This window comes from Lancefieldella sp. Marseille-Q7238, assembly GCF_949152215.1.
GTDB lineage: Bacteria > Actinomycetota > Coriobacteriia > Coriobacteriales > Atopobiaceae > Lancefieldella.
The window spans coordinates 1,575,021-1,599,921 of the sequence record NZ_OX424407.1; the positions used below are offsets into that span (position 1 = coordinate 1,575,021).

Genomic DNA, 24,901 nt, shown 5'->3' on the forward strand with positions numbered 1-24,901 from the left:
GCCACGAGTACGGGAGATTTTCATGACCAAGCATATTTTTGTAACAGGCGGCGTCGTTTCTTCGCTGGGCAAGGGCATTACCGCGGCTTCTCTGGGTCGTCTGCTCAAAGCCCGCGGCTATAAGGTCATGATGCAAAAGGCTGATCCCTATTTGAACGTTGACCCCGGTACTATGAGTCCGTTTCAGCATGGCGAGGTGTTTGTGACTGAGGACGGCAAGGAGACCGATCTTGACCTCGGCCATTACGAGCGCTTCATTGACGAGAACCTTACGCGTGAGTCAAACTTTACCACGGGCCTCATCTATCAGTCGCTCATTCAGCGTGAGCGTGCAGGGGATTTTCTCGGCGGCACGGTGCAGGTGATTCCTCATGTCACCAACGCCATTAAAGCCCGTTTTGCGCGCATTGAGGAAGTGACCGATGCCGATGTGGTCATTACTGAGCTTGGCGGCACTATTGGCGATATTGAGTCTCAGCCGTTCGTTGAGGCTATTCGTCAATTCCGCAAGGAGCGTGGCGCGGCAAACGTCGCCATCATCCACGTGTCGCTTGTGCCTTACATTGCCGCTGCTCATGAGGTGAAAACAAAGCCTACGCAGCACTCTGTCAAGGAGCTGCGTTCCATGGGAATACAGCCGGACTTTATCGTGTGCCGCTCAAGTCATACGGTTGACGCATCTATTCGCGAGAAGATCGCCAATTTCTGCGATGTTGACGCCGATTGCGTGTTTGAGAATAACGATCTTCCCTCAATCTATGACGTTCCCTCGCACCTTAAAGAGCAGGGCTTCGATAGCAAGGTCTGCGAGCGCCTTGGCCTTGAGGCTCGCCTTTCTGACTTGTCTGGCTGGGAGTCGTTTACGTCTGCAATGCATACGGCGCATGCTCTTCCAGACGCTACCCGCATCTATGTGGTGGGCAAGTACACACAGCTTCCCGACGCGTATCTTTCGGTGATTGAAGCGCTGCATCACTCTGGAATTTTCTACGGGCGTCACATGGACATTCGCCTTGTCAACGGAGAAGAGTTGACGGAGGAAAGCGCTGAAGCAGAGCTTAAAGACGCTGACGGCATCTTGGTTCCCGGAGGCTTTGGTATCCGTGGAGTCGAGGGTAAAATGGTTGCCATCCGCCGCGCACGCGAGCGAAACATTCCTTATCTCGGCGTCTGTCTCGGCATGCAGACGGCGGTCATTGAGTTCGCGCGTGATGTCGCCGGCTTGGAAGGAGCCAATTCAGCTGAGTTTGCTCCTGAAACGTCATACCCCGTCATCGATCTCATGCCCGACCAGGAAGACATTACCGATAAGGGAGGTACGATGCGCCTGGGATCGTATCCCTGTAAGGTTGCGCCACACACCCTTGCGTCTGAAGCCTATGGAGATGAGCTTATCTATGAGCGCCATCGCCATCGTTTTGAAGTTAACAACGCGTATCGCCGTCAGCTTGTTGACGCGGGACTGGTGATTTCCGGTGTCTCTCCTGATGAGCGCCTTGTTGAGATGATAGAGCTGCCTGAGAGCGTGCATCCCTGGTTTGTGGCGTCTCAGGCGCATCCTGAGTTCAAGAGTCGCCCCACCTCTCCCGCGCCGCTCTTCCGTGAGTTTGCCCGTGCCGCGATTGCGCATCATGAAGGAGCAGGGCGTCATGATGTGGCGAGCCGGTCATGAATCTCACTCAGGCGCGTAAAGAATTTCTCGCCTACGCCTCCGTCGAGCGCGGCCTTTCCGACAATACGCTTGACGCGTACGCCCGCGATTTGACTAACTATGTTGAGTGGCTCTCGGACCAGGGACTAGATGATCCATGCGATGTGACGCAGCAGATTATCGAGGCGTACATTGCGCTTTTGCGCGATATTGGCCTTGCGCCGGCATCTGTTGAACGGCATACGGCGGCTATCCGCAATTTCCACCGGTTTTTGGTTGCCGAGCAAATCTGTGCCGCGTCTCCCGCCGATGACCTTCCAACAATCGCGCGGGCGCTTCGGCTTCCCGATGTTATATCTCGCGAGAAGGCCGCGGAGCTTTTGGACCAGCCTTTTGAGAAGAGTCCGCGTGGCATACGAGACAAGGCTATGCTTGAAGTGCTCTATGGTTGTGGGCTTCGCGCAAGTGAGCTGAGCGCCCTTGAGACGCGCGGTGTTCTTCTCGATGAAGAGCTGCTGCGCGTCTTTGGCAAGGGTTCCAAGGAACGTACGGTACCTATTTTTGGAACTGCGAAAAGAGCGTTGCGAGACTATCTCGAAGGCGCTCGCAGTGAGTTTCTTATCCACGGTGAGGTGCCGTTCGTGTTTCTGAATCGTCGAGGAGGGCGCCTTTCTCGTCAGTGGATTCATAGTTCCGTGGCCGCGTACGGTCGTGCGGTGGGAATCGAAGACTTGCATCCCCATACGCTGCGCCATTCGTTTGCGACGCATCTTTTGGAGGGCGGCGCGGATCTGCGCTCCGTACAGGAGCTTCTCGGCCACGCCGACATTTCCACAACGCAACTGTATACGCATGTCGATCGCACGCATGTGCGCGACGTGTACCTCAGCGCTCATCCTCGTGCCCGTTAGTGACATTCAGGTTTTTTTCTTGTCCTTTCACTCGTTTTGCGTTTGGAGTTTGAACGTAAGAAGGCCGCCGCAGCGAAGGTCATTACAGCGAGGATAGTTGCAGCAAAGGCCGTTGCAGCATGACGGGCAAAACATTTCCCAAAGGTAAACAATGGGTGTTTCTCGGCAAAACAGCAGAAAGATGCTGTCATCATAGAAGCGATTTTATTTCGAGGGAAGCATACATGGTCATTTTTCTTTGAGTAATTTGGCCGTTGGAGCGACTCTCGTGATAAAATTGCCGTTTAGTGTTTGCGAGCGTTGCAGGCGCTAAGTGTCGTGTGTGTCGGAAATCGTTGGAAATGTTCGATTGCCATTCCGAAAATTCCTCGCTTGCATCTGTGCAAGCGCTGGCGGTAAGGAGAGTAAATGGCACGGTTTGCCTGGTATTTAACTAAAAGGGTGCTGAGCTATATCGTAATGATTTTTGTTGCGACGTCGCTTACGTTTTTTCTTGCGTCCGCGTTCATGAGTCCTCGTTCTAACTATGAGCAGCGTACTCCTCGTCCTCCTCAGGAATCCATTGAGCAGTCGCTGTATAAAACTAACTTGAACGACAAGACTCCTATTATCGAGCGTTACCAGAAGTGGCTTACTGGTGTTGTGACCAGCTTCAACTGGGGCATGGCTCCTGATGGCAGTTCCATCAATACGCAGATGAGCACAAAGTTTTTGGCTTCTGTTCAGCTTCTGACGCTGGCAACTATCTTGTCTATTTTCATAGGCGTCGGACTCGGCGTATATACAGCCCAGCGGCAATACGAATGGCAGGACCGCTTCTTCAGTGGCGTGGCATCGCTTTTTATGGTTATTCCGACGGTTGTTCTCGCCATTCTCATTGTTTTTGCGGCAATCGAGATCAACGCCCTTGCAGGCAACAGAATCTTCTACGTTACGGGCCTTTCCAGTGGAGATTTCCCAATGTTTTTCGAATGGCTTCTTGACTTCTTACAGCACATCTTCCTGCCAACGCTCGTTTTGACTATTGTCAGTTCGGTTGGCTATCACCTTACGCAACGCACCTACCTTCTTGATGAGATGCACGCTGACTATGTGCGTACGGCTCGCGCAAAGGGACTTACCCGCAAGCAGGCCATCCGCAGACACGCTCTGCGCGCGTCCTTAATTCCTACTGCGGTAAACGTTGCCTTCTCTATTGCGGGTATCTTTACCGGCGCCGTTATGACCGAGAAAATCTTCGCTATTCACGGTCTTGGTGAGTACTTCATCAACTGCATCAACAATAACAACATTCATGGCGCCGTTGCAGTCGCCGCGTTCTCCGCTGCATGTACGCTCGTGGGTGCGCTTCTCGCCGATCTCTTTGCGGCTGCGCTCGATCCGCGAATCAAGATGAGCTAGGGAGGCAGCAATGGCTAACGATACAAAAAAAGTTGCTCCAACAACGGAAGAATCCGATGCTCTTACCACCGTCAATAATGGTCAGATGACCAACGCGGAGCTTGAACTTCAGGCTGACTCGCTTGGTTCAGGTGAAGTTAAGCGCATCAGCTACTTCGGTCTGATTGGCCGCCGTTTCTTGCGCCAGCGTTCCGCCATGATCGGTTTGGGTATTCTGGTAGTTTTGATTTTTGTGGCCCTCTTCGGTAAGTACCTGACCCCGCATAACTATATCGATCCGGACTTTGCGGCTATCAATCAGGCGCCCAACGCCAACCATTGGTTTGGTACGGATGGCGCGGGTATTGATTTGTTTGCCAGCGTTGTACACGGTCTTGGCCGCTCGCTGACGATTGGTATCACATACGCGCTGCTGACGTCAGTCATCGCGGCTGTCATTGGTACCGCCATTGCCTATGTCCGCGGCGTGCCCGAAAAGATTGGCATGTGGATCCTTGACATGCTCATGGTCATTCCGAGCTTCCTTCTGGTTGCCATGATTGTTCGCGCGGCCTCCGGTACAACCGGATGGGTCATGCTTATCGTGGGTATGACCGCCTTTGGCTGGATTGGCTATGCTCGTACCCTGCGTACGATGGCGCTGTCGCTCCGTGAGCGCGATTACGTCAAGGCCGCTAAATACATGGGCGTTCCTTCAATTAAGATCATCATTCGCCACCTTATTCCGAACCTTGGCTCGATTCTGATTATCGACACGGTTCTTGGCGTCATCGGCGGTATCAACTCCGAGACGGCATACAGCTTTTTGGGTCTCGGTATCAAGGCTCCCGATACATCGCTCGGCTATCTTTTGAGCGCCGGCTCTTCGGCGATGCTCTCCACGCCTTGGCTCATTTTGATCCCGTCCGTTGTCCTTATCATTCTCTGCGTGAGCATGCAGCTTATCGGCGACGGTCTTCGCGACGCCTTCGATCCCTATTCACGCGCAGCCGGCATGGTTGAGGATGACGATGATGAAGCTGACGCCAAAACGTCTGAAACCACAGGCGAGGCCGATATGAGTACAGATATGACGGAGCGTGCGTAATGGCTGATATTGATATGAATAAAACGGTCGAGAAGAACAGCGCGGTAGACGACGTTCTTCGCTATGAGCTGCTTGAGTCCAACGGGCCGAAAGGCGCTCCGCAGGGCGCGCCCGTCATGACCGTTCGCGACCTCAAGGTGTCCTTTAACACTGAGGCCGGTCGTGTCGATGCCGTCCGTAGTGTAAACTTTGACCTTTGGGGCGGCCGTACCCTCGGCATCGTTGGCGAATCCGGTTCCGGAAAGTCAGTTACCGCGCTTTCTCTTATCGGTCTTCTTGATGACAACGCGCATGTCACCGGTTCGATTAAGCTCGGTGATGAGGAGCTTCTCGGCAAAACCGACGAGGAGATGTCTAAACTTCGCGGCACGAAGATTTCCATGATTTTCCAGGATCCTCTGTCCGCGTTGACTCCGATGTTTACTATCGGCGATCAGCTTGCCGAAGCTCTTTTGACTCACAATCCCCATATGCCAAAGGCTGATGTTCGTAAGCGCTGCCTTGAACTTCTTGAGATTGTTGGCATCACCAACCCGGAAGAGCGTTTAGATGCGTATCCGCACGAGTTTTCCGGCGGCATGCGTCAGCGCGTGGTTATCGCTATCGCCATTGCCAACAACCCCGACATCATCATTGCCGATGAGCCTACTACCGCTCTTGACGTAACGATTCAGGCACAGATTCTCGATGTTTTGAAAGTCGCCCAGAAAGAGACGGGCGCGGCTGTCGTTTTGATTACGCACGATCTTGGCGTCGTCGCAGGCACCGCTGATGACATTATGGTTATGTATGCGGGCCGCGGCGTTGAGCGTGCAAGCGTAGATACGCTTTTTGCTGAGCCACGGCATCCGTATACTATGGGTCTTTTGGGCGCCGTGCCAAAGCCGCACTTACCTGCGGAGCACCGCCTCGTTCCCATTAAGGGCAATCCGCCTTCGCTTGTAGCCATTCCTTCAGGCTGTCCCTTCAATCCGCGTTGCCCTATGGCAACCGAGAAGTGCCGTGCGGTTGAGCCTGAGCTGACACCTGCAAATGCTTCCGAGGGTCATCTTGCATCTTGCCATCGTCTGGATGAGATTTGCAAAAAGAATCTCACCTACGCAGAGGTGTATCCCGAGTTTGAACCCCTGCTACCTAAGTGGGTGGATGTACCGCGCTCTGAGCGTCCGATTGTGCTTGAGGTAGAAAATCTTACCAAGACGTTCCCCGTCCAGGGCAAAGGCTTTATCCGCCGCGAGAAGGGTACAATGACGGCGGTCGACCATGCGAGTTTTCAAATTCACGAGGGTGAAACACTGGCCCTTGTCGGCGAGTCAGGTTCGGGCAAGTCTACGACGCTCATGCAAATTATGGATCTTCTGAAGCCTGAAGATGGCCGTATTGTGGTGCTTGGAAAGGATACTTCCGAGCTCAGATCTGCCCGAGCGCGTCGTGAGGTTCGCAAGGATCTCCAGGTTATCTTCCAGGATCCTATGAGTTCTCTCGATCCTCGTATGCCCATTTACGACGTTTTGTCAGAGCCTCTGAAAGCTCAGGGCTGGAAGGACGCCGATATCAATAGGCGCATTGGCGAGCTTATGGTACTTGTCGGCATTAACCCTGACTATGTTGACCGTTTCCCCTCTCAGTTCTCCGGCGGTCAGCGTCAGCGTATTGCTATTGCCCGCGCTCTGGCAACCAATCCCAAGATTTTGCTTCTTGACGAGCCTATTGCCTCGCTTGACGTTTCCATTCAGGCTGGCATTATCAACTTGCTTGAGGACCTTCAGATTCAGCTGAAGATTTCGTATCTCTTCGTCGCGCACGACCTGGCGGTTATTCGCCACATTTCTGATACGGTTGCCGTTATGCACCTAGGGAAAATCGTGGAGTACGGCGAGACTGAGGATGTCTTCAACAATCCGCAGGATCCCTATACTAAGGCGCTGCTTTCCGCGATTCCTATTCCCGATCCCAAGATTGAGCGTACGCGCGAGCGTCTTATCTACAAGGATGGCAAGCTGATTCCCGCTACGCATATTGCCATCGACTAGCGCGCTCACAAGGGCTATCCAATAGCACGGTGCACATTAGCACGGTACAAGGACTGCCGAATTGCATGGTGAAGGGGACCGGCGGGGCATACAAAAAATCAAGCTGAGTAGGAGGGAGGTCAAGAGAGCAGTAATTCTATGCTCTCTTGACCTCGCCAAAGAGTGGATTGACGAGCACCTTGAGGCCGGTGAATTTCTTATTGAGAACATACGGCATCTGGGTCCAGTCGATGGGTAGACACGCGTAATCGGTGCGGGTAAGCTGCGCGTCGGCTTGTTTGGTGAGCTCGATGACCTTGTCGGGATCGTTGATTGTAAGGCGAGCGGCGTCTACCAACTGGTCGAACTTCTCGCTGCTGTAGAAAGAACTCTTAAGAGCCGCTCGATCGGAGCGGAAATAGGAGCCCATATGCTCAACTCCTTGGAATGAGAGAGTTGACCAGGTAACAAGGGTGACCTGAAGATCTCCATTCTTGCGCGATTCACTCCATACGCCCGCGTCAATAACGGAAACATTGAGATTGACGCCGATTTTGCTCCAGGCGTCCTGGATAGCCACCATGAGGTTTTGGTCTTGCGCGCGAACCTGGGCGTCAAGCGTAATATTTGACACGCCGGCTTCAGAGAGCAGCTTTTTTGCCGTATCAACGTTATATTCAAAGATTTCAAGTGAAGAGTCGTTGCCCGTCTCAGACGCCGGGATAAATGAAGTAGCAGGCTGAGCGGCGCCGGAAAGAACCGTGTCGCACAAGGTTTGGCGGTCAAGGGCAAGTGACAGCGCCTGGCGAACGCGCACATCTGAGAGGTACTCGTTTTTAAGATTGAGGTTTACAAACTGCGTAGACGCGGGATTGTAGTAGACAATCTGATCAGCGACCGCCGTGTCATTTTTAAACTGCTGAACCAGGTTTTGATTAATAAACGTGAGGTCAATGGTGCCTTGTTTGTAGTTCAGCATGCGTGTATTGCCGTCATCGATGTAAGAAAAATGCAGCTCATCGAGGGCTGGTTTGCCCTGATGGTAGTCAGCGAAGGCTTCGAGTACAACTTCGGTTGTATTGTCGTTAGACACCAGCTTAAAGGGACCGGTGCCGTAAAACGTGGTGTCGGACCCCCATTTTTCGCCCGCTTCTGAGCAGCTCTTCTCGGGATAGATGAAAGCGTAGAACTGAGCGAGAAGCGCGTTGAACGTTGAATAGGGCTGGGTAAGCTTGATATCAAAATGGCGGTCATCAGTGATGGTGATGCCGGAAAGCTCGGTTGTCTTGCCATCGATAATATCCTGCGCGCCTTCGATGTACACATACGAATCGATTGAAGTTGCCTTTGTGTCCGGCAAAAACATCCGAGTAAAAGAGTACTTTACATCGGAAGATTTGAGCGTGGATCCGTCGTGGAACTTGACGCCCTCTTTCAGCTCAAAGGAGTATGTGAGTCCGTCTGAGGAAACCTCGGGCAGCTTGGTTACGAGCCACGGTTCAATCTCTTTGGTTTCCGGATCGAGCTTGAGCAGGGATTCTCCGACAGCTTCGGAAACGCCGATGGAACCGGAGGTTTTTTGCGTGTCAAAGGTGACTTTGGGATTGTTGACGCCAAACGTAAGAATGAGCTTGTCTCCGTCGCCTGCGCCATCACCGGTGCCGCACGCGGACAGAAGCGTGGCTGAGCCTGCCGCTGCTGCGGCTGCGAGAGAGCCGCTGAGAAAGCTGCGGCGGGAGAGGCTGTTAAGTGAGGAGTTCATAAGGATACCTTTCAGGTGGGCAATGCGTACGCATGTGAGTAACTCACGTTTGCGTGATGCTCGCGTGCAGGAAAGTCTGACGAAAAGCCTCACGTACAAGGATACGTAAGTTGTATTTAAATACCCAACCTGCGCTAGGAATTTCTGCCGATTGCAAAGTTTTTGTTACGGTTTATCGACAAAATAAGCGATGAACCATGCAATTTTTGCCTGCCGGCCATGAGGGTGAAGATTTGCAGTAAAGTCATGAGCACGCAAAAAATTCAGGAGAAGGCATGATTGACATTCCAGTATTTGCTCAGCAGGTTTTCAAGGAAAGCGCGGCTGTTCCCGTACATGATCGGCCGCTCATTGGCCTGACGCCGCGCTTTATGAAAGAACCCGGATTTTCTGACGGAGAGTCCATCGCCGAGGTGCAGATGGATGCTATTCTCGCGGCAGGTGGCATTCCAGTGATGATGCCCTTGACTGATGATGACGCTGTTATCGACCGGTACGTTGAGATGTGCGATGGCTTTAATTTGCCTGGTGGCCATGACGTTGATCCGCGCAATTGGGGAGAAGAGCCTCGCGACCTTGCACGCTTGAATCCCCGTCGCGATGTGCTCGAATTTAAGCTGGTGAAAAAGGTTTACGAAGCCGACAAACCGCTCTTTGCCATTTGCCGTGGACTTCAGCTGCTCAATGTCGTCTTCGGTGGCACGCTCGTCCAAGAAATTCGTACACTGCCGGCGCCCGCTTCCGGCCATACCTACTGGTCCCACATTGCCGACCTTACCGCTCCCGCCCATATGGTGGAGGTTGTTGAAGATTCGCTTTTGTACCATGCGCTTGGCAGCGAGAAGTGCATTCAGGCCAACTCCTACCATGATGAAGCTTTGCGTAAGGTCGCGCCGTGTCTGAGTGTAGTGGCTCATTCGACTGACGGCATCATTGAAGGCGCTGAAATTTCCGATAGGCGATGGATGGTAGGCGTTCAGTGGCATCCCGAATACGGCTGGAAATACAGCAAGGCCGACTGCATGCTTTGGAAGTCTTTCATCGACGCGGCGCGCACGTATCGCAGCTCGCGATTGTAGGGAAGGATATTATGTCTCACCATAGCGATGTGCTTGAACGTTTTATTCGCTACTGCAAGGTAGCCTCGCAATCAGATCCGCTTACTGCCGACACGGTTCCGTCCACGGAGTCTCAGCATGAAATGGCACGCGTAGTAGCGACTGATTTGCAGGCTCTGCAGGCCGAAGACGCTACCATCGACAAACACGCCTATGTGACGGCTCACTGGCCCGCGAGTCCCGGCGCTGAAGATCTTCCGGTACTTGGATTTTGCTGTCATCTTGATACGGCATGGCAATCGTGCGGCTCGCCCGTGCATCCGCGTGTGGTTCGCTATGAGGGGGATACGCTCATCATCGGTGTGGACCGGGACGGAGCGGAGGTTGCCGTGAGTCCGGCAACAAATCCACAGCTTGAGCATATGGTCGGATGGGATTTGGTAACTACTGACGGTACTACGCTGCTCGGCGGTGACGATAAGGCGGGCGTGGCTATGGTGGTCAGTCTCCTGCGTCGCCTGCGTGAGCATCCAGAACTTCCGCATCCGCGCCTTGCTGTCGCGTTCGTTCCGGATGAGGAGATTGGCCATGGCGCAGCGCTTCTCGATCTTGACGCTTTTGGCGCCGCGTATGGCTATACCATTGATGGTGGGCCGCTTGGTGAATTCTGCTTTGAGACCTTCAACGCTGCCGAGGTCAACGTCCGTGCGAAGGGACTTTCGGTACACACGGGGACGGCAAAGGGCATCATGGTGCACGCCAGCGAGGCTATCATGCGTTTCCATCAGCTGCTGCCGCCGCAAGATCGTCCTGAGTATACCGAAGGGTATGACGGTTTCTTCTACGTAGAGCGCATGCAGGGAGATTGTGAATCAGCGCTGGCGGATTACATCATTCGCGATCATGACCAGGCAAAGCTGGAGCTGCGCAAACAACTCATGCGTGACGCAGCTGCCTATATTAACAGCCAGTTTGGCACCGAAGTACTGACGCTTGCTATCCACGATCAATATCATAATCTGGCCGACATTGTAACGCTGCCCGAAAATGAGCATCTGATTGAAAACGCCCGAGCTGCGTATGAGGCGATTGGTCAAGAGATGACATGCGTTCCTATGCGTGGCGGTACGGACGGCTCACAGCTGTCGTTTCGCGGGTTCCCCTGCGCGAATCTGTCCGCCTGTTATTACAACGCTCATGGCGTGCGAGAGTTTGTTCCCGTTCCCGAGCTTGAGGCTATGGTCGATATGCTTCAAGTGCTTGTCGCGCTCTACGCGAGGCCCCAAAAGAGGAAGTAACAGGGTTTCTCGCCGGGATGTTCCTGCTGTGTCCCTTTTGCTCTACCTATCCACACATTTTGTTCCAGTCAAAAAGGAGTTCTCATGCAGCGCTTTGAAACTGATACCGACTATCTGCTTGAGGTGACACGTCAACTCATCGCATGCGACAGCCCCGTTGGATATTACAATCGGATTCACGCGCTTTTGAAAATGCTTCTTGCGGACATTGGCTATGAGATGCAGGTCGACAACAAGGCGACAGCCTATGTGGTAGTTCCGGGTGCCAGCAGCGAGAAAACTGTTGGGGTGAACGCGCATCTTGACACTATCGGTCTTGTTGTTCGCGGTTTCAATGATGACGGAACGCTTCGCGTGCGGCAGCTCGGCGGCATTAACTACCACAGCATCGAGGGTGAGACCTGTCATGTCATTTGTCGTGATGGCTCTTCAGTCAACGGACAGATTATCTGCAATCACCATTCGATACACGTTTTTGAGGACGCCAAGACTATGGAGCGCACGGAGGATACCATGGCGGTTTCGCTCATCGCCGATGTCAAATCTCCTGCAGACGCTCGTAAGCTTGGCGTATCGGAAGGTGCTGTGGCAGCCATTGACCCGCATTTTATCGCGTATGACAACGGCTATATCATCTCGCGCTTTCTTGACGACAAAGCGTGCGTGGCGGCGCAGCTTCATACTATGAAGTGGCTGGCGCAAACAGGGACTCAACCCGCTTACGACACATTGTTTGCCTTTCCTATCTATGAGGAGATCGGTCATGGCGGCGCGTATTTGCCCACGGTAGTAGATGAATATGTTTCTCTCGATATAACGCTTATCGGTCCCGACTACGCTTCTGAGGAGCATTCGGTAGGCGTTATTGTTTCCGACATCCGCTCACCTTACGATTGGAACCTTTCCAACCGCCTTATTCGGTGCGCCGAGAAGGTCCTCGAGCCAGGCAGATGGAACCAACAGGTAGCGTTTCATTTTTCAACTGATGCGAACGCTTCGTATTTTGCGGGAAACAACCTGAAGAGCGGCGCGTTTGGACCGGCCACTCTCAGCACGCATGGTCGCGAGCGCACGCACATGGACGCGCTTGTTGGCACGGAGAACCTGTGCCACGCCTATGTGCTTGGATATGGTGATTAAGTGTCAAGAGTACAGCGTCCATATGCACATGCTACAGTTTGATACACAGAGTAACGGCTTATGCCAGATCCTTTGAGCCGCACAACGCGACTCCAAGGTGCATGTGAAAGGAGAGTCTGGTTTATGGACAGACGGTCATTTCTCAAACTTGCGACACTTACCCCTACTGCCATGCTTTTTGGCTGCAAACAACAGGAAAGTACAGCTGACAACAGCGCGGTAGACACAAAAACAAAGGCACCGACTGACGTTCGCGTTGCAACGCTTAAAGGCCCCACGGCTATGGGTCTTGCGAAGTTCATGAGTGACGTTAAGGCGGGAGCCGTTTCGGACAATACCTACACCTTTGATATCGTTGCTTCTCCCGACGAAATAGTGGCGAAGGTTGCAAAGGGTGATGTTGACATCGCGTCGATACCCTCTAATCTCGCTTCGGTTCTTTACAACAAGACAAAAGGCGGTGTGCAGGCTCTTTGTGTCAACGTTTTGAACGTTTTGTATATCGTTGAGCGTGGAAACGCCATCAAGACACTTGCTGACCTTGCGGGAAAGACCCTCTATGCGGCAGGCAAAGGCGCTTCTCCTGAATATGTGCTTTCCTACATTCTTGAAAAGAACGGCCTTAAGCTTGGTGGAGACGTTCAGGTGGAGTGGAAAAGCGAACATGCCGAATGCGTAGCAGCCCTTGCGCAAGACGAGAATGGCATTGCTCTTTTGCCTCAGCCGTTTGTAACCGTTGCGCAGACTAAGGATCAGAGCATCCGCGAGGCTCTTGACCTTGGAGCCGAGTGGAAAGCCACAGGTGCCACCTCTGAGCTTGTTACCGGCACTGCTATTGTTTCAAAGAGTTTTGCCGAGAAGAACCTTGACGCGGTCGCTCAGTTCCTCTCGCACTATAAAGATTCGGTCGACTTCGTCCATGACCATACTGATGAGGCGGCCAAACTCATTGGCGAAGCTGATATCGTTCCTGAAAAGGTCGCTAAAATCGCTCTTCCTAAGTGTAATATCACCTATATTGTTGGCAACGACATGAAAAACACCCTTTCCGGCTACCTCCAGGTTTTAGCTGATGCTGATCAAAAGGCGGTAGGTGGCAAGCTTCCGGAGGACGATTTTTACTTTGGCGCGGGATCAGATAAATAACAAGGGACACTTTGAACCACAGCGTTCATCTCAGGCAGGCCGGTTTTCCCTATGGGCAAGTCGCCTGCTTTCTGTTCTGTTTTGGCTTTTGGTGTGGCAGGTGGCTGCTTTAGCTGTCGGACAGCAATTTATTCTACCTTCTCCGCTTGAGACGCTGCAGCGTCTTAGTGAGCTGCTTTTTGAAGCTGATTTCTGGTCAACTATCACCCACTCATTGCTGCATATCGCCTGCGGATTTTTGAGCGCGCTTGTGTTTGGCACTCTTATGGCGGTTGCGGCGTATCGCCTGCGGCTGGTCAGAGTTTTGATGGCTCCTGTAGTAGCTACGGTCAAATCGGTGCCCGTGGCTTCGTTCATTATCTTGCTTTTGGTATGGGTACATTCGACCTATCTTTCAGTAATCGTTGCACATCTGTTGGCGTTTCCCATTATGTATACCAACCTCCTGCAGGGTCTTGAAGCAACTGATACGCAGCTCCTTGAAATGGCTGACGTTTTTCAGATACGACCCTTAGTGCGCGTTCGTTCGATTTATCTATCGCAGGTGCTTCCGTACTTTGAAGCCGCGGCCTCGCTTGCGCTGGGCTTTTGCTGGAAGGCGGGTATTGCCGCCGAAGTTATCGCTATCCCGAGCCGTTCCATCGGTGAAGAGCTGTACCATGCCAAAGTGTTTCTTGACACGTCCAGTCTTTTCGCATGGACAATAGTTATTATCTGCATGAGCGTGCTGGTAGAAAAGGGCTTCTCGTATCTCATCAAGCGCCTTGTCAAGCGGATAGAGGAGCGTCCATGAGTTTTGATACCAAAGGCCACATCGTGTTCGACCGGGTTTCGAAATCATTCGGAACGCTTTGCGTACTTGATCACGTCTCGCTTGTTCTGCGTGCTGGCGAGAAGAACGTGCTCTTTGGAACATCAGGCGTTGGTAAGACTACGCTTATACGAATGATCGCGGGCCTTGAGACACCTGATGAGGGAAGCATTTCAAATGTGCCGAGCGCGTGTGGCCAGCGGGTAGCGATGGTCTTTCAGGAAGACCGTCTGTGCGAGAATTTAAGTGTGATGGCGAATATCTCTCTGGCGCAAACTCAGCTCAGACGAACGGAAAAAGCTGCTTTCGAGCGGCGTATTTCGGATGCGCTTGTTCAGGTTGGTTTAGGGGGCTTTGACAAACGTGTTGTAGCGGAGCTTTCCGGCGGTCAGAGACGCCGCGTCGCCGTGTTGAGAGCCGTGATGGCCGATGCTGACGTCTTGCTCTTTGACGAGCCGCTTACAGGGCTTGACTATCATACGAAACAGGAGGTCATGCGTTTTCTGTTGCCGTATCTGGAGGACAAAACGCTGCTTTGGGTCACGCACGAAAAAGAAGACGCGGCACTTCTCGGCACAATCAACCGTCTTGAGCTTTGGGGGTCTTGATGTATACGGTCTTTCTTGCGGGCGGCATGGCGTCAGGCAAGTCAACAGTAGCGCGTATGCTTGAAAAAAAGGGCGCTCGACGTCTTGACCTCGATCAGGTTTCCCGAGACGTACTTGCACCCGGTTCTCATTGCGCGCGCGCCCTTGCTGAGGCGTTTGGACAGGATCTGCTTGACCCAAACACCGGCGAGATTAATCGCAGAGAGCTTGCGGCACGCGCGTTTGCGACTCCCGAGGGTGTCCAAAGCCTTGAAGACATTGAGCTGCCCTTTATTAAGAACTATCTGATGGAAGCGTTGGATATGGAACGCCGTACGGCACAAGCTTGTGACGTGTGCATTGTCGAGGTTCCTCTGCTTGATCGTATAGAGGACCTTATTCCTCAGGCAGATGAAGTGGTCGCGGTAATTTGTCCCTATGAACTTCGCAAGAAGCGCGCTTGTGTCAGGGGAGTGAGCGCAGAGGATTTTAAGAAGCGCGTTGCCCTTCAGCCGTCAGATGAATATCTGCGCTCGCAAGCCGATACAATTATTGATAACGCCCGGGACGAGGCGTTTCTTGTGGCACAGATTGACGCCTGGTGGGACAGGCTGACTGGACGGTTACAGTCCCGTGAAGTCACTAAATAAAGCCTGTTAAGGAGAGGCGCACCGACTCTATCTCATCGTCAAATTTGATGGCAAGCGCCTGGCGTGTCAAAAATGATGCCGGTGTGTACAGTTTATTATTTGTGCACGCGATAGCTGCGGAAAGCAAAATATCATAACGTGCTTTTTGATTATCAACGGGGATACCATGGGTCTCTAAAAACTCATCAAGTCTGCTCTCATCAATTGTGACAAGTGCTGGATCGGTCTTCATAAGATCGCTGAGTTCCTGTTGGGCAGGCTGAGAATACTCAGTGTTCATTCTCAATACCTGCTGATAGCAGGCGACAGCGATATCTCCGCGACCAAGACGCCATTCAAGGTAGGCGAGGCGATAATACAGGAGCGCTATGTCATATTGGCGAAGCTGGTGAGGAATAAGTTCGCAAATGTTTTTTGCAGCCTCTGCATTGCGAGAAAGATCTTGCAAGACGCGATCTTTATAGAGGAACGCGTCGGTATTGAGAGGCGCTATGCGGACGCATTCCTCAGCAAATGCAAGTGCTTTTTCCGGTTTATCAACTTGGTTATAGGCGCGAACGAGCAGGGCATTCGCATTGTAGTAGGCATCGGGAACCAAAATGACCGTACGAGGATCGGAAGAAAATGCCCGATTATAGTCAATGCGGTCGGCAATCGAGTCAAAATAGCGATAGACGGAGTCGGTATCGTCAAGATAGATTCCCAAGCTCACGATAGGTTCAAGTTTTGCCTCAAGGGCTTTCATAGACGCGGTAAAAGCCTCTATGCTGACATCTTCTGCATCAAAGACTTCGTTCATATGGGCAATGGCGGCATCCAGCTCGGACCCTGACATAAAAATGTGGGCAAGTTCGCGCTTATCGCCCACATCAGCTTCGCCGGAAACAAGCGCCTGGATAACGCGGGAAAAAGCTTCCATGGTAGCGGTATCTGTGGCTGACGCTTGCGCGCCTCTAAACAATGCCACCGCATCTGCCGTTGAATCACTGAGCTGTGAAATGACTGCGTTCCACGCGTCTATGCGATTGCTATCCTCTCGAAACCCGAGATCGGAAATACGTTTTGCGCCGGTGATTTCTCGAATCTCTTGAGGCGCTTCTTCTGTGCGCGTCTCAGCTGAGGCATAGAGTAAGGGGTGCTTCTTTGCAGGGTCATTGAGCTCCTCAAAAGGCTCCACCGGCGTGAACCAGCCTTCTTCATCAAGACTATAACGGATGCAGGACTGCTGAGGAAATCCGGTAGTGTCAACGGAGGGATCTTGAGACTCGGAAATGAGGTGTTCAAGCGCTTTGAGGTCAAAGTCATAGGACAGAAGAGGATGGCTGATATTCTCGTTCATAAACTGATTGACAACAACACGAGCAATACCTTGATGTTTCAGAGGGCCATATGCCAGAGTAATAGCCGCGCGCAGGGCGTACGCCCGCGCATAGGAAATCTGAGTGTTTTTCTCAGATGTTGCAAAGCAAAACGCTCGCGGCGCGGGAGTCTTGGCGTCAATGATGATAGTCGAGACCTCTTCGTCATAGGTAAAGAGTATCGGCTGCCTGAAGGGCAGATGAAGCGTATCAAAATAGTTGGCTGCATAGTAGCGCGTATCCCAATCGGTCGCTCCATTCAAAGACGTTTTGCCGGCGGGAAGATATTCTGATGGCTGAGGAGTTGCATTGAGGGTATTTCTTAAAGTAATCAGAATTTTTTGCTGTACGGTAAGGCTTTTTTGATTGGCGGGAAGTGCTTCCATATCATCCGCGAGGTTGAGGGTGGCTTCAAGGGCAATAAAATCGTTGTATTGGTCTTCAGTAAAATCACTTGTCTGCGCATTGAACCAATACCGCTGATTCTTGGGAAATTTGTAGCCCTTTGTAGCGGGGGCGCGGTGAGGGGCGAGAAGCCCGGATGTAGCAAGTATTTCTTGAAGCTCGGGTCTTTGAAGCTGACCGGTATCGACTAGATCTTTCAGAGAAGCGGGGATATTGTTTGAACGGGACATAGTCAAATCAAAGGCTGAAGAGTTCCTGCTGGTAGGAGCCTGTATAAATATGCCCGATGAGTGATTGACGGAGTCGTTTTGATCTGTGCTGTCTGAAAGAGCGGCAGTTTGGTTGGCAGATTTTTTGTTCCGGATGAGGATAGCGAGGAGAACGATGCCAAAGGCGATAAGCAGAAGAGCTTGTATCAATAGCTTGCCGGAGACGTGCAGTTCAACCAATTGCGAGAGACCGACGAGGATACTCATGGTGCCCAAAACAAAAAAGATCAGTTTTTCAAAAGCGTTGTAGGGACGTTTTGGCGACGGTGTGCTGGAAGAAGGAAGCCCTGAAGACATAGTACGATTCCCTAAGACGGTTGAATGGATTGTGTGCATATGGGTATCAATTTTACCGTATTCAAGGAAGATATGACCGCTCTCGTTTCCTTAAAACAGAACATATGTTTGCATTTTTGCTCAAGATGGCGTATACTGATGATATCGAAGAAGGAGGTTTTGTGGCGGTTTCTGATGGCACTTCAAAAACAGAGCATGTTGGCGCGGAGTTGAGGCGCTTTGGTCGTGAAAGCGGAGAAGAACGTCTCACGGTCGTCTCGCCGTTTGAGCCTGCCGGAGATCAGCCGCAGGCTATAGAAAAACTTGCTCAAGGGATTGAAGAAGGTCTGAGGTATCAGACGCTTTTGGGTGTCACGGGATCTGGCAAGACATTCTCTATGGCCAAGACTATCGAGAAGCTTAACAGGCCTACGCTTATCATGGAGCCCAATAAAACTCTCGCAGCTCAGGTTGCTTCTGAGATGAGGGAAATGTTTCCCAATAACGCCGTCGTCTATTTCGTTTCGTATTACGACTATTATCAGCCTGAAGCATATGTTCCGCAGTCTGATACCTACATTGAAAAAGACGCTTCAATCAATGAAGAAGTAGAGAAACTGCGCCATCAGGCTACATCCAGTTTGCTTTCTCGGCGAGATGTCATCGTGGTAGCGTCCGTCTCGTGCATTTACGGTATCGGCAGTCCGCAAGATTATGCCGGCCTTGCCCCTAATGTAGATAAATCAATTCCACTTGAACGCGATGATTTCATTAAAGATTTGATTGACATTCAATATGACCGCAATGATTATGATTTGCAGCGCGGTATGTTTCGTGTACGAGGGGATGTGGTGGACGTTTTTCCTCCCTATGCAGAAAACCCGCTGAGGATAGAATTTTTTGGCGATGAAGTGGAAACGATTGCTGAAATCAGCAATGTAACTGGTGAAGTTATCCGTTCATTTGACGCTATTCCTATCTGGCCGGCTTCCCATTATGTAACGGAGCGCCCAAAAGTTACCCACGCGTTGCACACCATCAGCGAAGAGCTTGAAAGCCGCGTGGTCGAGCTCAAGGCAAACGATAAGCTGCTTGAAGCGCAGCGATTGGCGCAGCGCACCAACTATGATCTTGAAATGCTTGAGACCATGGGTTATTGCAACGGCATCGAGAACTATTCTCGTCATCTGGATGGTCGCGCTCCGGGCGAGCCTCCCTATACGCTCATTGACTATTTCCCCAAGGACATGATTTGTATTATTGATGAGAGCCATGTGACGGTTCCGCAGATACGCGGGATGTATGAGGGAGACCGTTCTCGTAAGGTCACTTTGGTCGATCATGGTTTTCGTCTTCCATCGGCGCTCGACAACAGACCGCTTCGCTTTGATGAGTTTGAGGCGCGCATTCCGCAGTTTATCTACGTTTCCGCTACGCCTGGCGATTATGAGGAGTCCGTAACGCAGCAGCAAGTTGAGCAAATCATCAGGCCCACCGGCCTTCTGGATCCCTTGATTGACGTTCGTCCCATACGCGCTCAGATTGATGACCTGATCTCTGAAGTAAAAGAGCGCGTCGCCAAAAAAGAGCGCGTGCTGGTTACTACCCTTACCAAGCGGATGGCGGAGGATCTAACGGATCATCTGCTTGATGAAGGGATCAAGGTCAATTACATGCATTCCGATACTGCTACGCTTGATCGCGTTGAGATTATCAAAGAGTTGCGCCAAGGCAAGATAGACGTGCTTGTCGGTATCAATTTGTTGCGAGAAGGACTTGATATCCCCGAAGTTTCTTTGGTGGCTATTCTCGATGCGGATAAAGAAGGATTTTTGCGCAATCGCCGATCGCTCATTCAAACTATGGGACGAGCGGCCAGAAACGTGCAAGGTCATGTCATTATGTACGCGGATCACATAACCGACTCCATGCGTGTTGCCATTGATGAAACGCAGCGCCGCCGCAGGCTGCAGGAAGCGTTCAATGAAGAGCACGGTATCGTTCCTCAAACGGTGCATAAGTCGATTGCGGATATCTCTCAGTTCATCGATGAAGCGGTAGAAAATGTCGGCAAGCGCCAGCGCAAAGACGGTGTTTTCTATACCGCTTCAGGCGAGGGGGCTGAAGAGCAGGGTGCCCCTGATGTGTTTGGCGCGGCTGAGGCAATAGCTGAAGAGCTTTCACAATTGCCACGGGATGAGGCTGAGCTGGTGCTCTCCAATTTGGAGTCTGATATGGCGCAGGCTTCTGCTGATATGGACTACGAGCGAGCAGCTCAGCTTCGTGACCAAATCGTTCAAATCAGGGGTCGTCTTGAAGGAACTACTTCAGACGATGTTATCAAGAGGCTTAAGATGGGCGTTAGAAAAGGCAGCGCTCACGCTACAAGAAGAAGGTACCGGAAAAAACATTAGGTTTTACGGCGAGAAGAAGCGCATAAAGAGACAAGGTGGGCTTTTGAAAGAAGGCGTATAAGCACACTGCGACCGGTAAGGCAAAAGGCCATAAGGAGAAGAACGCAATTGATTGACGCACATCAGGACAAGAAAAAGGTCGTTTTACTCATCCACCCAATGCTGTTGTCTGCCAAAGAAATGAAGCTTGCTATGACTGATTACCTGGGAGGAGAGTTTCGCTATATTATTCCGGACCTGTCGGCGCACGGAGAACGCTCAGAAGAACCGTATGAATCGGCAAAAAAGGAAAGCGAACGATTGCATACGTATCTGCTCGATCACGGCATAGAAGAACTGACGCTGGCTTTCGGGGCTTCTTTGGGCGGCGTGGTCCTCTTGCAGCTGCTTGCCTACAGAGATATTAAAGTGCACAAAGCGGTCTTTGAGGGCTGCAGTGTGTGGCAACACGCAAAAGCGCTCGATTGTATCGTGAGAACAATATTTATTCATCAGCATAGAAAAGCCGTTCGTAACAGGAGCCTGGCGATAAGAAAAATGGCACGCCTCTATGGAGAAAAGGGCGCTTCAATGGCAGAGACATTTATACAAATCGATGAACAGAGCATCAAAAATATCTGCCATGACTGCGCTTTCGTTAATCTTCCGGTCTTATCTGAAGAAGATCAGAAGGCGTGTCTGTTTTTGTACGGTTCGAAAGAGTTTGACCTATGGGCTGCGAAGAAGGTTCTTCCTAAGGAATACCCCCATGCGAGAATGAGAATATGGGACGGATATGGTCACTGTGCAAAAATGAGTGCCGATTCGATGGGGTATTGCAATATGCTCAGAAACGAGATAGCCAACAGCAACAGCTAGTAGCGCCGCGCAACCAGCTTGGCTGTGCGGATGCCGTCAGCAGCGGCGCTCATGATACCGCCAGCGTATCCTGCGCCTTCTCCGGCAGGCCACAGTCCCTCAACATTGACGCTTTGTCCTGAGTCACCTCGTGTGATACGTATCGGAGAGCTGGAACGTGTTTCCACGCCGGTAAGGACGGCATCCTCAGCGGCAAAACCGTGCAGCTTATGATCAAGAAGGGGAAGAGATGTACGAAGCGTATCTATGATGTAGTCCGGAAGACAGCTCTCAAGAGACCCCCATGAAACGCCACGCGGATATGTCGGTTGCACGCTTTCGGCGCCGCTGGATGGTTGGTTCCGCAAAAAATCTCCCACCAGTTGCGCCGGCGCCGTGTAGGCGCCTCCTCCCGCTTCAAATGCGTTTTGTTCGCAGACGCGCTGCAAGGTAAGACCCTCCAGGACATCATTGCCCAAAAGGTCATCAGGAAATACGTTGGCAAGAAGTCCTGAGTTGGCGTTGGTTCCACTGCGCGTAGACAAGCTCATGCCGTTAGTGACAACGCCGTTCTTCTCGCTTGAAGCCGATACGACAAAACCGCCGGGGCACATGCAGAAAGAAAACGCGGAGCGGCCACTGGGAAGATGAACCGAAAGCTTGTACAGCGCGGCTCCAAGCACAGGATTTTCTGCTTCAGATCCGTAAAGAGCGCGATTGATGTCAGCCTGCAGGTGCTCGATGCGTACTCCCATGGCAAAGGTTTTGCGCTCCATAGCGATATTGCGGCCTTTCAAGAGCTCAAAGACGTCTCGCGCGGAATGTCCGGTGGCGAGAATAACGTGCGTGGCAGGAATGGTTTCGGTTTTCATCTCACCGGCATCGGTGGTGTACTCAACGACAACAGATCGCACCTGATGATCTTTGAGCATAAGATCAACGAGACGTGTGCGAAACCGCACTTCTCCTCCGGCCGACTCAATCATATGCACCATATTGGTTACAACGGTCGGCAATACATCGCTGCCGACATGCGGCTTTGCGTCCCACAAAATGTTTCGGGAGGCGCCGGCTTCAACGAACGTTTCGAGGATGAAGCGGTGAGAAGGGCTCTTGGTGCCGGTATTGAGTTTGCCATCAGAAAAGGTACCAGCGCCGCCGAGGCCAAATTGGATATTGCTTTCAAGGTTGAGCTCACCGGTGTGATTGAAGTGAGTTACAGCGTCACTGCGGCGCTGCGCGTCGTCACCGCGCTCAATGAGAAGGGGAGCAAGGCCAGCGCGTGCCAAGACGAGAGCGCAAAAAAGTCCAGCGCAGCCCGCTCCTACTACAAGAGGACGCTGACGCGGCGGCTGTATCAACGGCTCCGGAAGCGCAAACGCTACTGGTTCAATGCGCCTGACGTGTTTGACGATGGGCTTGCGTGAAAGTTTATGCAGCAGGTTCTTCTCGGCAGCAGACCCTCCGCGAAGTTCAAGATGATAGGTGAGCACCAACATAATATTGCTGCGTTTTCGCGCGTCAATGGAGCGGCGATGCAGCATGACGGAAGAGATGTCATTACGCCGTACGTGCAGCGCTCGGCATAGAGCAGCCAACCCTGCGGACGCCTCCGCTGCCATATCGTGGTGAAGAGACGAAACAGGAAGTTTAATGTTTGCTACCTCAAGCATGGCGTTCTTTCTGACTTTTCCTACAGCAGGCGCCGCGCGGCAGAGGCACCTGCTACCATGCCGGACTTCCATGCCCACGCAAGATTAAAGCCGCCACAAGGAGCGTCAATGTCGAGCGTCTCTCCGCAGGCAAAAAGTCCGGGACATGAGCAAGCCTCAAGGTGTCGGTCAAAGTCTTTGACGGAAAGCCCGCCAAGCGTGACCTGCGCAGGAACGCTTGGGGCAACACCGGTGACGGTCAGAGTAAGCGCCTGCGCGGCGGCAATTTTTGCGGGAACGGATGATTGAGGAGCTGCAAACTCGGCAAGGTCGGGATCCAGGACGCCGTCGATGGTTTGAGCAGTAATGGCGGCCTGCAGACTGTCGTGGTCGACTTCAGAAAGCAAATCAAGGGTGAACGTATCGCCGGGCAGAGCGCTGCGCGACATATTGAACACCATGATGCCCGAGACGCCGAATCTCCTGAAAAGAATCTCGCCCGTTTCAGAAGCTTCAAGATGACCATCGCGCGTCAGGAGGGCGCGGGCGTGAGCGCGCTTGCCATCCAGCTGCACGGGAATTTCAGGCAGACAGGTAAGCGCGCATAGTCCTGGCCGTTCGGGGACCGTTGCGAGGCCAAGTTTGCGGGCAAACGTTGAAGCGGAGGCTCCTCCTCCTGCAAGGATGACGGTGCGCGCTACGAGTGTGTGGTGCTTCTGTGCGCCAAACAAGTCCTCCCATATAATGCTCAATTTTTCGGAATCTTTTTGGATGTCGATAATCCTGCGTGCGCAGGCGCATATGACTTTGGCCTTACGAGTGCGGGCGAGAAGTACGCTTCGTACAGACGCTGCTTGCCGGGTAACGGGATACAGGCGCCCTTCTTCTTCGGTGACCCAAGCAAGCCCACATTCGCGGAAAAATGACAGTATGTCTTTCAAGTAGGTTCCGTCTGTAACGGAGCGGACGAAATTTGGATGGCGGTAGTACTCAGGACGCAAATCCGTATTAGCAAAATTGCAGCGCCCTCCACCGGTCGCAAGGATGGTGCGTCCGCATGTCAGGGCCTGCTCAAAAACGATGACGGTACCGGGGCTTCCCGTGTCTTGCAAGGTTTCTGCCGCGGTAATGGCTGCCGTAAGGCCGGAAGCTCCTCCGCCTACAACAACGACGTCGGCAACGGAAGGCAGCGCAACTGCGGCGGCCTGCTCCAGAAGCGCATCGTTCTTCTCGGTACGAGAGAGGCGTTTTTTGCGTTGAGTGGCCATTACCGGTCCAGGGCAAGCACGCGCTCAGTGGCGTTGGGGATAAGGTCGTGGGGAAGCTGAGCGCTGAACGTCCCCTCATCGGAAAGCTTGGAGAACACAGGGTCAATAGGCAGCTGTCCAAGAGCGGGGATGCCAAAATCTGCAGCGGTATCCTCAAGACGACTGGGACCAAACGGCTCGATCTTCTGGTCGCAATGTGGACACTGCACATAGCCCATGTTTTCGACAAGGCCCAGCACGCGGATACCCATCATATCGGCCATCTTGACGGCTTTGCCTACCACCATCTGCACCAAATCCTGGGGAGAAGACACAATGACGATACCCTCAACCGGAATCGACTGAAACACGGTAAGCGCTACATCGCCGGTTCCCGGAGGCATATCGATGAGCAGATAGTCAAGGCTGCCCCAATTGCACTGTCCATAAAACTGCTGGATTGCTCCGGCGACTACAGGCCCTCGCCACAGGACGGGGTCGGTCTCGTTCTGCAAGACCAAATTAGCGCTCATGATTTTGATGCCACTTGCGTCAGATACGGGAACGAGTTGTTCGTCTTCACCGTGCGCGTGAATCCCTGACAAGCCAAACATCTTGGGAATTGAAGGACCGGTGATGTCGCCGTCAAGGATGCCTACCCGTTTTCCAGCGCGCATGAGGTTAGTAGCCAGAATGCCGGTTACCAAAGATTTACCTACGCCGCCTTTACCTGAAACTACTCCGATGACGTGCTGTATTTCAGAATTGGCATTGAGCCTGAAACCGGCAGGAGCGCTCGGCTCCTTTTTCTGTCCGTGAAGGGCTTCATCAACCTCGCGTCTCAGGGCTTCTTTGTCAATCGCTATGTCAGGCATACTCTCTCCTTGGGTGTAAAAACAAATGCGTAACAGGCGTTGGTGTTGAAGTCT

Annotated in this window: 19 protein-coding genes; 14 read left to right on the forward strand and 5 right to left on the reverse strand. The window is 52.4% G+C overall.

Features of this window, described 5'->3' with window-relative positions; translation table 11 throughout:
* Positions 1–22 precede the first annotated feature (22 nt).
* From QM016_RS07180 to QM016_RS07200, 5 genes are all read left to right on the forward strand, one after another.
* Positions 23–1,672 (forward strand): CTP synthase, encoded by a 1,650-nt coding sequence (locus QM016_RS07180; RefSeq protein ID WP_016477181.1) that lies wholly within the window; start codon positions 23–25, stop codon positions 1,670–1,672.
* Positions 1,669–2,562, forward strand: a complete 894-nt coding sequence (locus QM016_RS07185; RefSeq protein WP_016477180.1) for a site-specific tyrosine recombinase — start codon at positions 1,669–1,671, stop codon at positions 2,560–2,562. Before QM016_RS07180 ends, QM016_RS07185 begins: the two co-directional genes overlap by 4 nt.
* Before the next feature lie 408 nt (positions 2,563–2,970).
* On the forward strand, positions 2,971–3,963 hold the full coding sequence (locus QM016_RS07190; protein WP_282711424.1) for an ABC transporter permease: 993 nt from the start codon (positions 2,971–2,973) through the stop codon (positions 3,961–3,963).
* A gap of 10 nt (positions 3,964–3,973) precedes the next feature.
* A complete protein-coding gene (locus QM016_RS07195) occupies positions 3,974–5,050 on the forward strand; it encodes an ABC transporter permease (protein WP_016477178.1) in 1,077 nt (358 codons plus the stop codon).
* Positions 5,050–7,083, forward strand: a complete 2,034-nt coding sequence (locus QM016_RS07200; protein ID WP_016477177.1) for an ABC transporter ATP-binding protein — start codon at positions 5,050–5,052, stop codon at positions 7,081–7,083. Before QM016_RS07195 ends, QM016_RS07200 begins: the two co-directional genes overlap by 1 nt.
* 136 nt (positions 7,084–7,219) lie before the next feature.
* Here QM016_RS07200 and QM016_RS07205 read toward each other — a convergent pair whose 3' ends face one another.
* Entirely contained in the window at positions 7,220–8,824 is a 1,605-nt protein-coding gene (locus QM016_RS07205; protein WP_282711425.1) for an ABC transporter substrate-binding protein, read from the reverse strand.
* A gap of 275 nt (positions 8,825–9,099) precedes the next feature.
* On the opposite strand from QM016_RS07205, the gene QM016_RS07210 reads away from it, so the two are divergent.
* The 7 genes from QM016_RS07210 to coaE all read left to right on the forward strand — a co-directional run bounded on the left by QM016_RS07210 (position 9,100) and on the right by coaE (position 15,514).
* Complete coding sequence (locus QM016_RS07210) at positions 9,100–9,903, forward strand: gamma-glutamyl-gamma-aminobutyrate hydrolase family protein (RefSeq protein ID WP_016477175.1); 804 nt, start codon at positions 9,100–9,102, stop codon at positions 9,901–9,903.
* An 11-nt stretch (positions 9,904–9,914) separates the two neighbouring features.
* Positions 9,915–11,180 (forward strand): peptidase T, encoded by a 1,266-nt coding sequence (pepT, locus tag QM016_RS07215; protein ID WP_282711426.1) that lies wholly within the window; start codon positions 9,915–9,917, stop codon positions 11,178–11,180.
* Between the two features lie 84 nt (positions 11,181–11,264).
* The gene (locus QM016_RS07220) at positions 11,265–12,320 is read left to right on the forward strand and encodes a peptidase M42 (protein ID WP_282711427.1); all 1,056 of its coding nucleotides are present in this window, start codon (positions 11,265–11,267) and stop codon (positions 12,318–12,320) included.
* Positions 12,321–12,443: 123 nt separating this feature from the next.
* Complete coding sequence (locus QM016_RS07225) at positions 12,444–13,466, forward strand: PhnD/SsuA/transferrin family substrate-binding protein (protein ID WP_016477172.1); 1,023 nt, start codon at positions 12,444–12,446, stop codon at positions 13,464–13,466.
* A 100-nt stretch (positions 13,467–13,566) separates the two neighbouring features.
* A complete protein-coding gene (locus QM016_RS07230; protein WP_282711428.1) occupies positions 13,567–14,259 on the forward strand; it encodes an ABC transporter permease subunit in 693 nt (230 codons plus the stop codon).
* Positions 14,256–14,885 (forward strand): ATP-binding cassette domain-containing protein, encoded by a 630-nt coding sequence (locus QM016_RS07235; protein WP_016477170.1) that lies wholly within the window; start codon positions 14,256–14,258, stop codon positions 14,883–14,885. The genes QM016_RS07230 and QM016_RS07235 overlap by 4 nt, the downstream gene beginning before the upstream one ends.
* Entirely contained in the window at positions 14,885–15,514 is a 630-nt protein-coding gene (gene coaE / locus QM016_RS07240) for a dephospho-CoA kinase (RefSeq protein WP_016477169.1), read from the forward strand. The genes QM016_RS07235 and coaE overlap by 1 nt, the downstream gene beginning before the upstream one ends.
* On the opposite strand, the gene QM016_RS07245 is transcribed toward coaE, so the two are convergent.
* A complete protein-coding gene (locus QM016_RS07245; protein WP_282711429.1) occupies positions 15,507–17,843 on the reverse strand; it encodes a tetratricopeptide repeat protein in 2,337 nt (778 codons plus the stop codon). The two genes, coaE and QM016_RS07245, sit on opposite strands and share 8 nt — an antisense overlap.
* Positions 17,844–17,968: 125 nt before the next feature.
* Here QM016_RS07245 and uvrB point away from each other — a divergent pair, with 125 nt between their 5' ends.
* Positions 17,969–20,236 (forward strand): excinuclease ABC subunit UvrB, encoded by a 2,268-nt coding sequence (gene uvrB / locus QM016_RS07250; RefSeq protein WP_282711465.1) that lies wholly within the window; start codon positions 17,969–17,971, stop codon positions 20,234–20,236.
* 108 nt (positions 20,237–20,344) lie between these two features.
* Positions 20,345–21,094 carry an alpha/beta hydrolase gene (locus QM016_RS07255; protein WP_282711430.1) on the forward strand — a complete coding sequence of 250 codons (750 nt, stop codon included), beginning with the start codon at positions 20,345–20,347 and terminating at the stop codon, positions 21,092–21,094.
* On the opposite strand, the gene QM016_RS07260 is transcribed toward QM016_RS07255, so the two are convergent.
* From QM016_RS07260 to QM016_RS07270, 3 genes are read right to left on the reverse strand one after another with little or no spacing between them, the layout of a single operon-like run.
* Entirely contained in the window at positions 21,091–22,746 is a 1,656-nt protein-coding gene (locus QM016_RS07260; RefSeq protein WP_282711431.1) for an FAD-dependent protein, read from the reverse strand. The genes QM016_RS07255 and QM016_RS07260 overlap by 4 nt on opposite strands.
* Positions 22,747–22,766: 20 nt before the next feature.
* Positions 22,767–23,993, reverse strand: coding sequence for an NAD(P)/FAD-dependent oxidoreductase (locus tag QM016_RS07265; RefSeq protein ID WP_282711432.1), 1,227 nt, complete (start codon positions 23,991–23,993; stop codon positions 22,767–22,769).
* Positions 23,993–24,847 carry an Mrp/NBP35 family ATP-binding protein gene (locus QM016_RS07270; protein WP_016477163.1) on the reverse strand — a complete coding sequence of 285 codons (855 nt, stop codon included), beginning with the start codon at positions 24,845–24,847 and terminating at the stop codon, positions 23,993–23,995. The genes QM016_RS07265 and QM016_RS07270 overlap by 1 nt, the downstream gene beginning before the upstream one ends.
* Positions 24,848–24,901 lie beyond the last annotated feature (54 nt).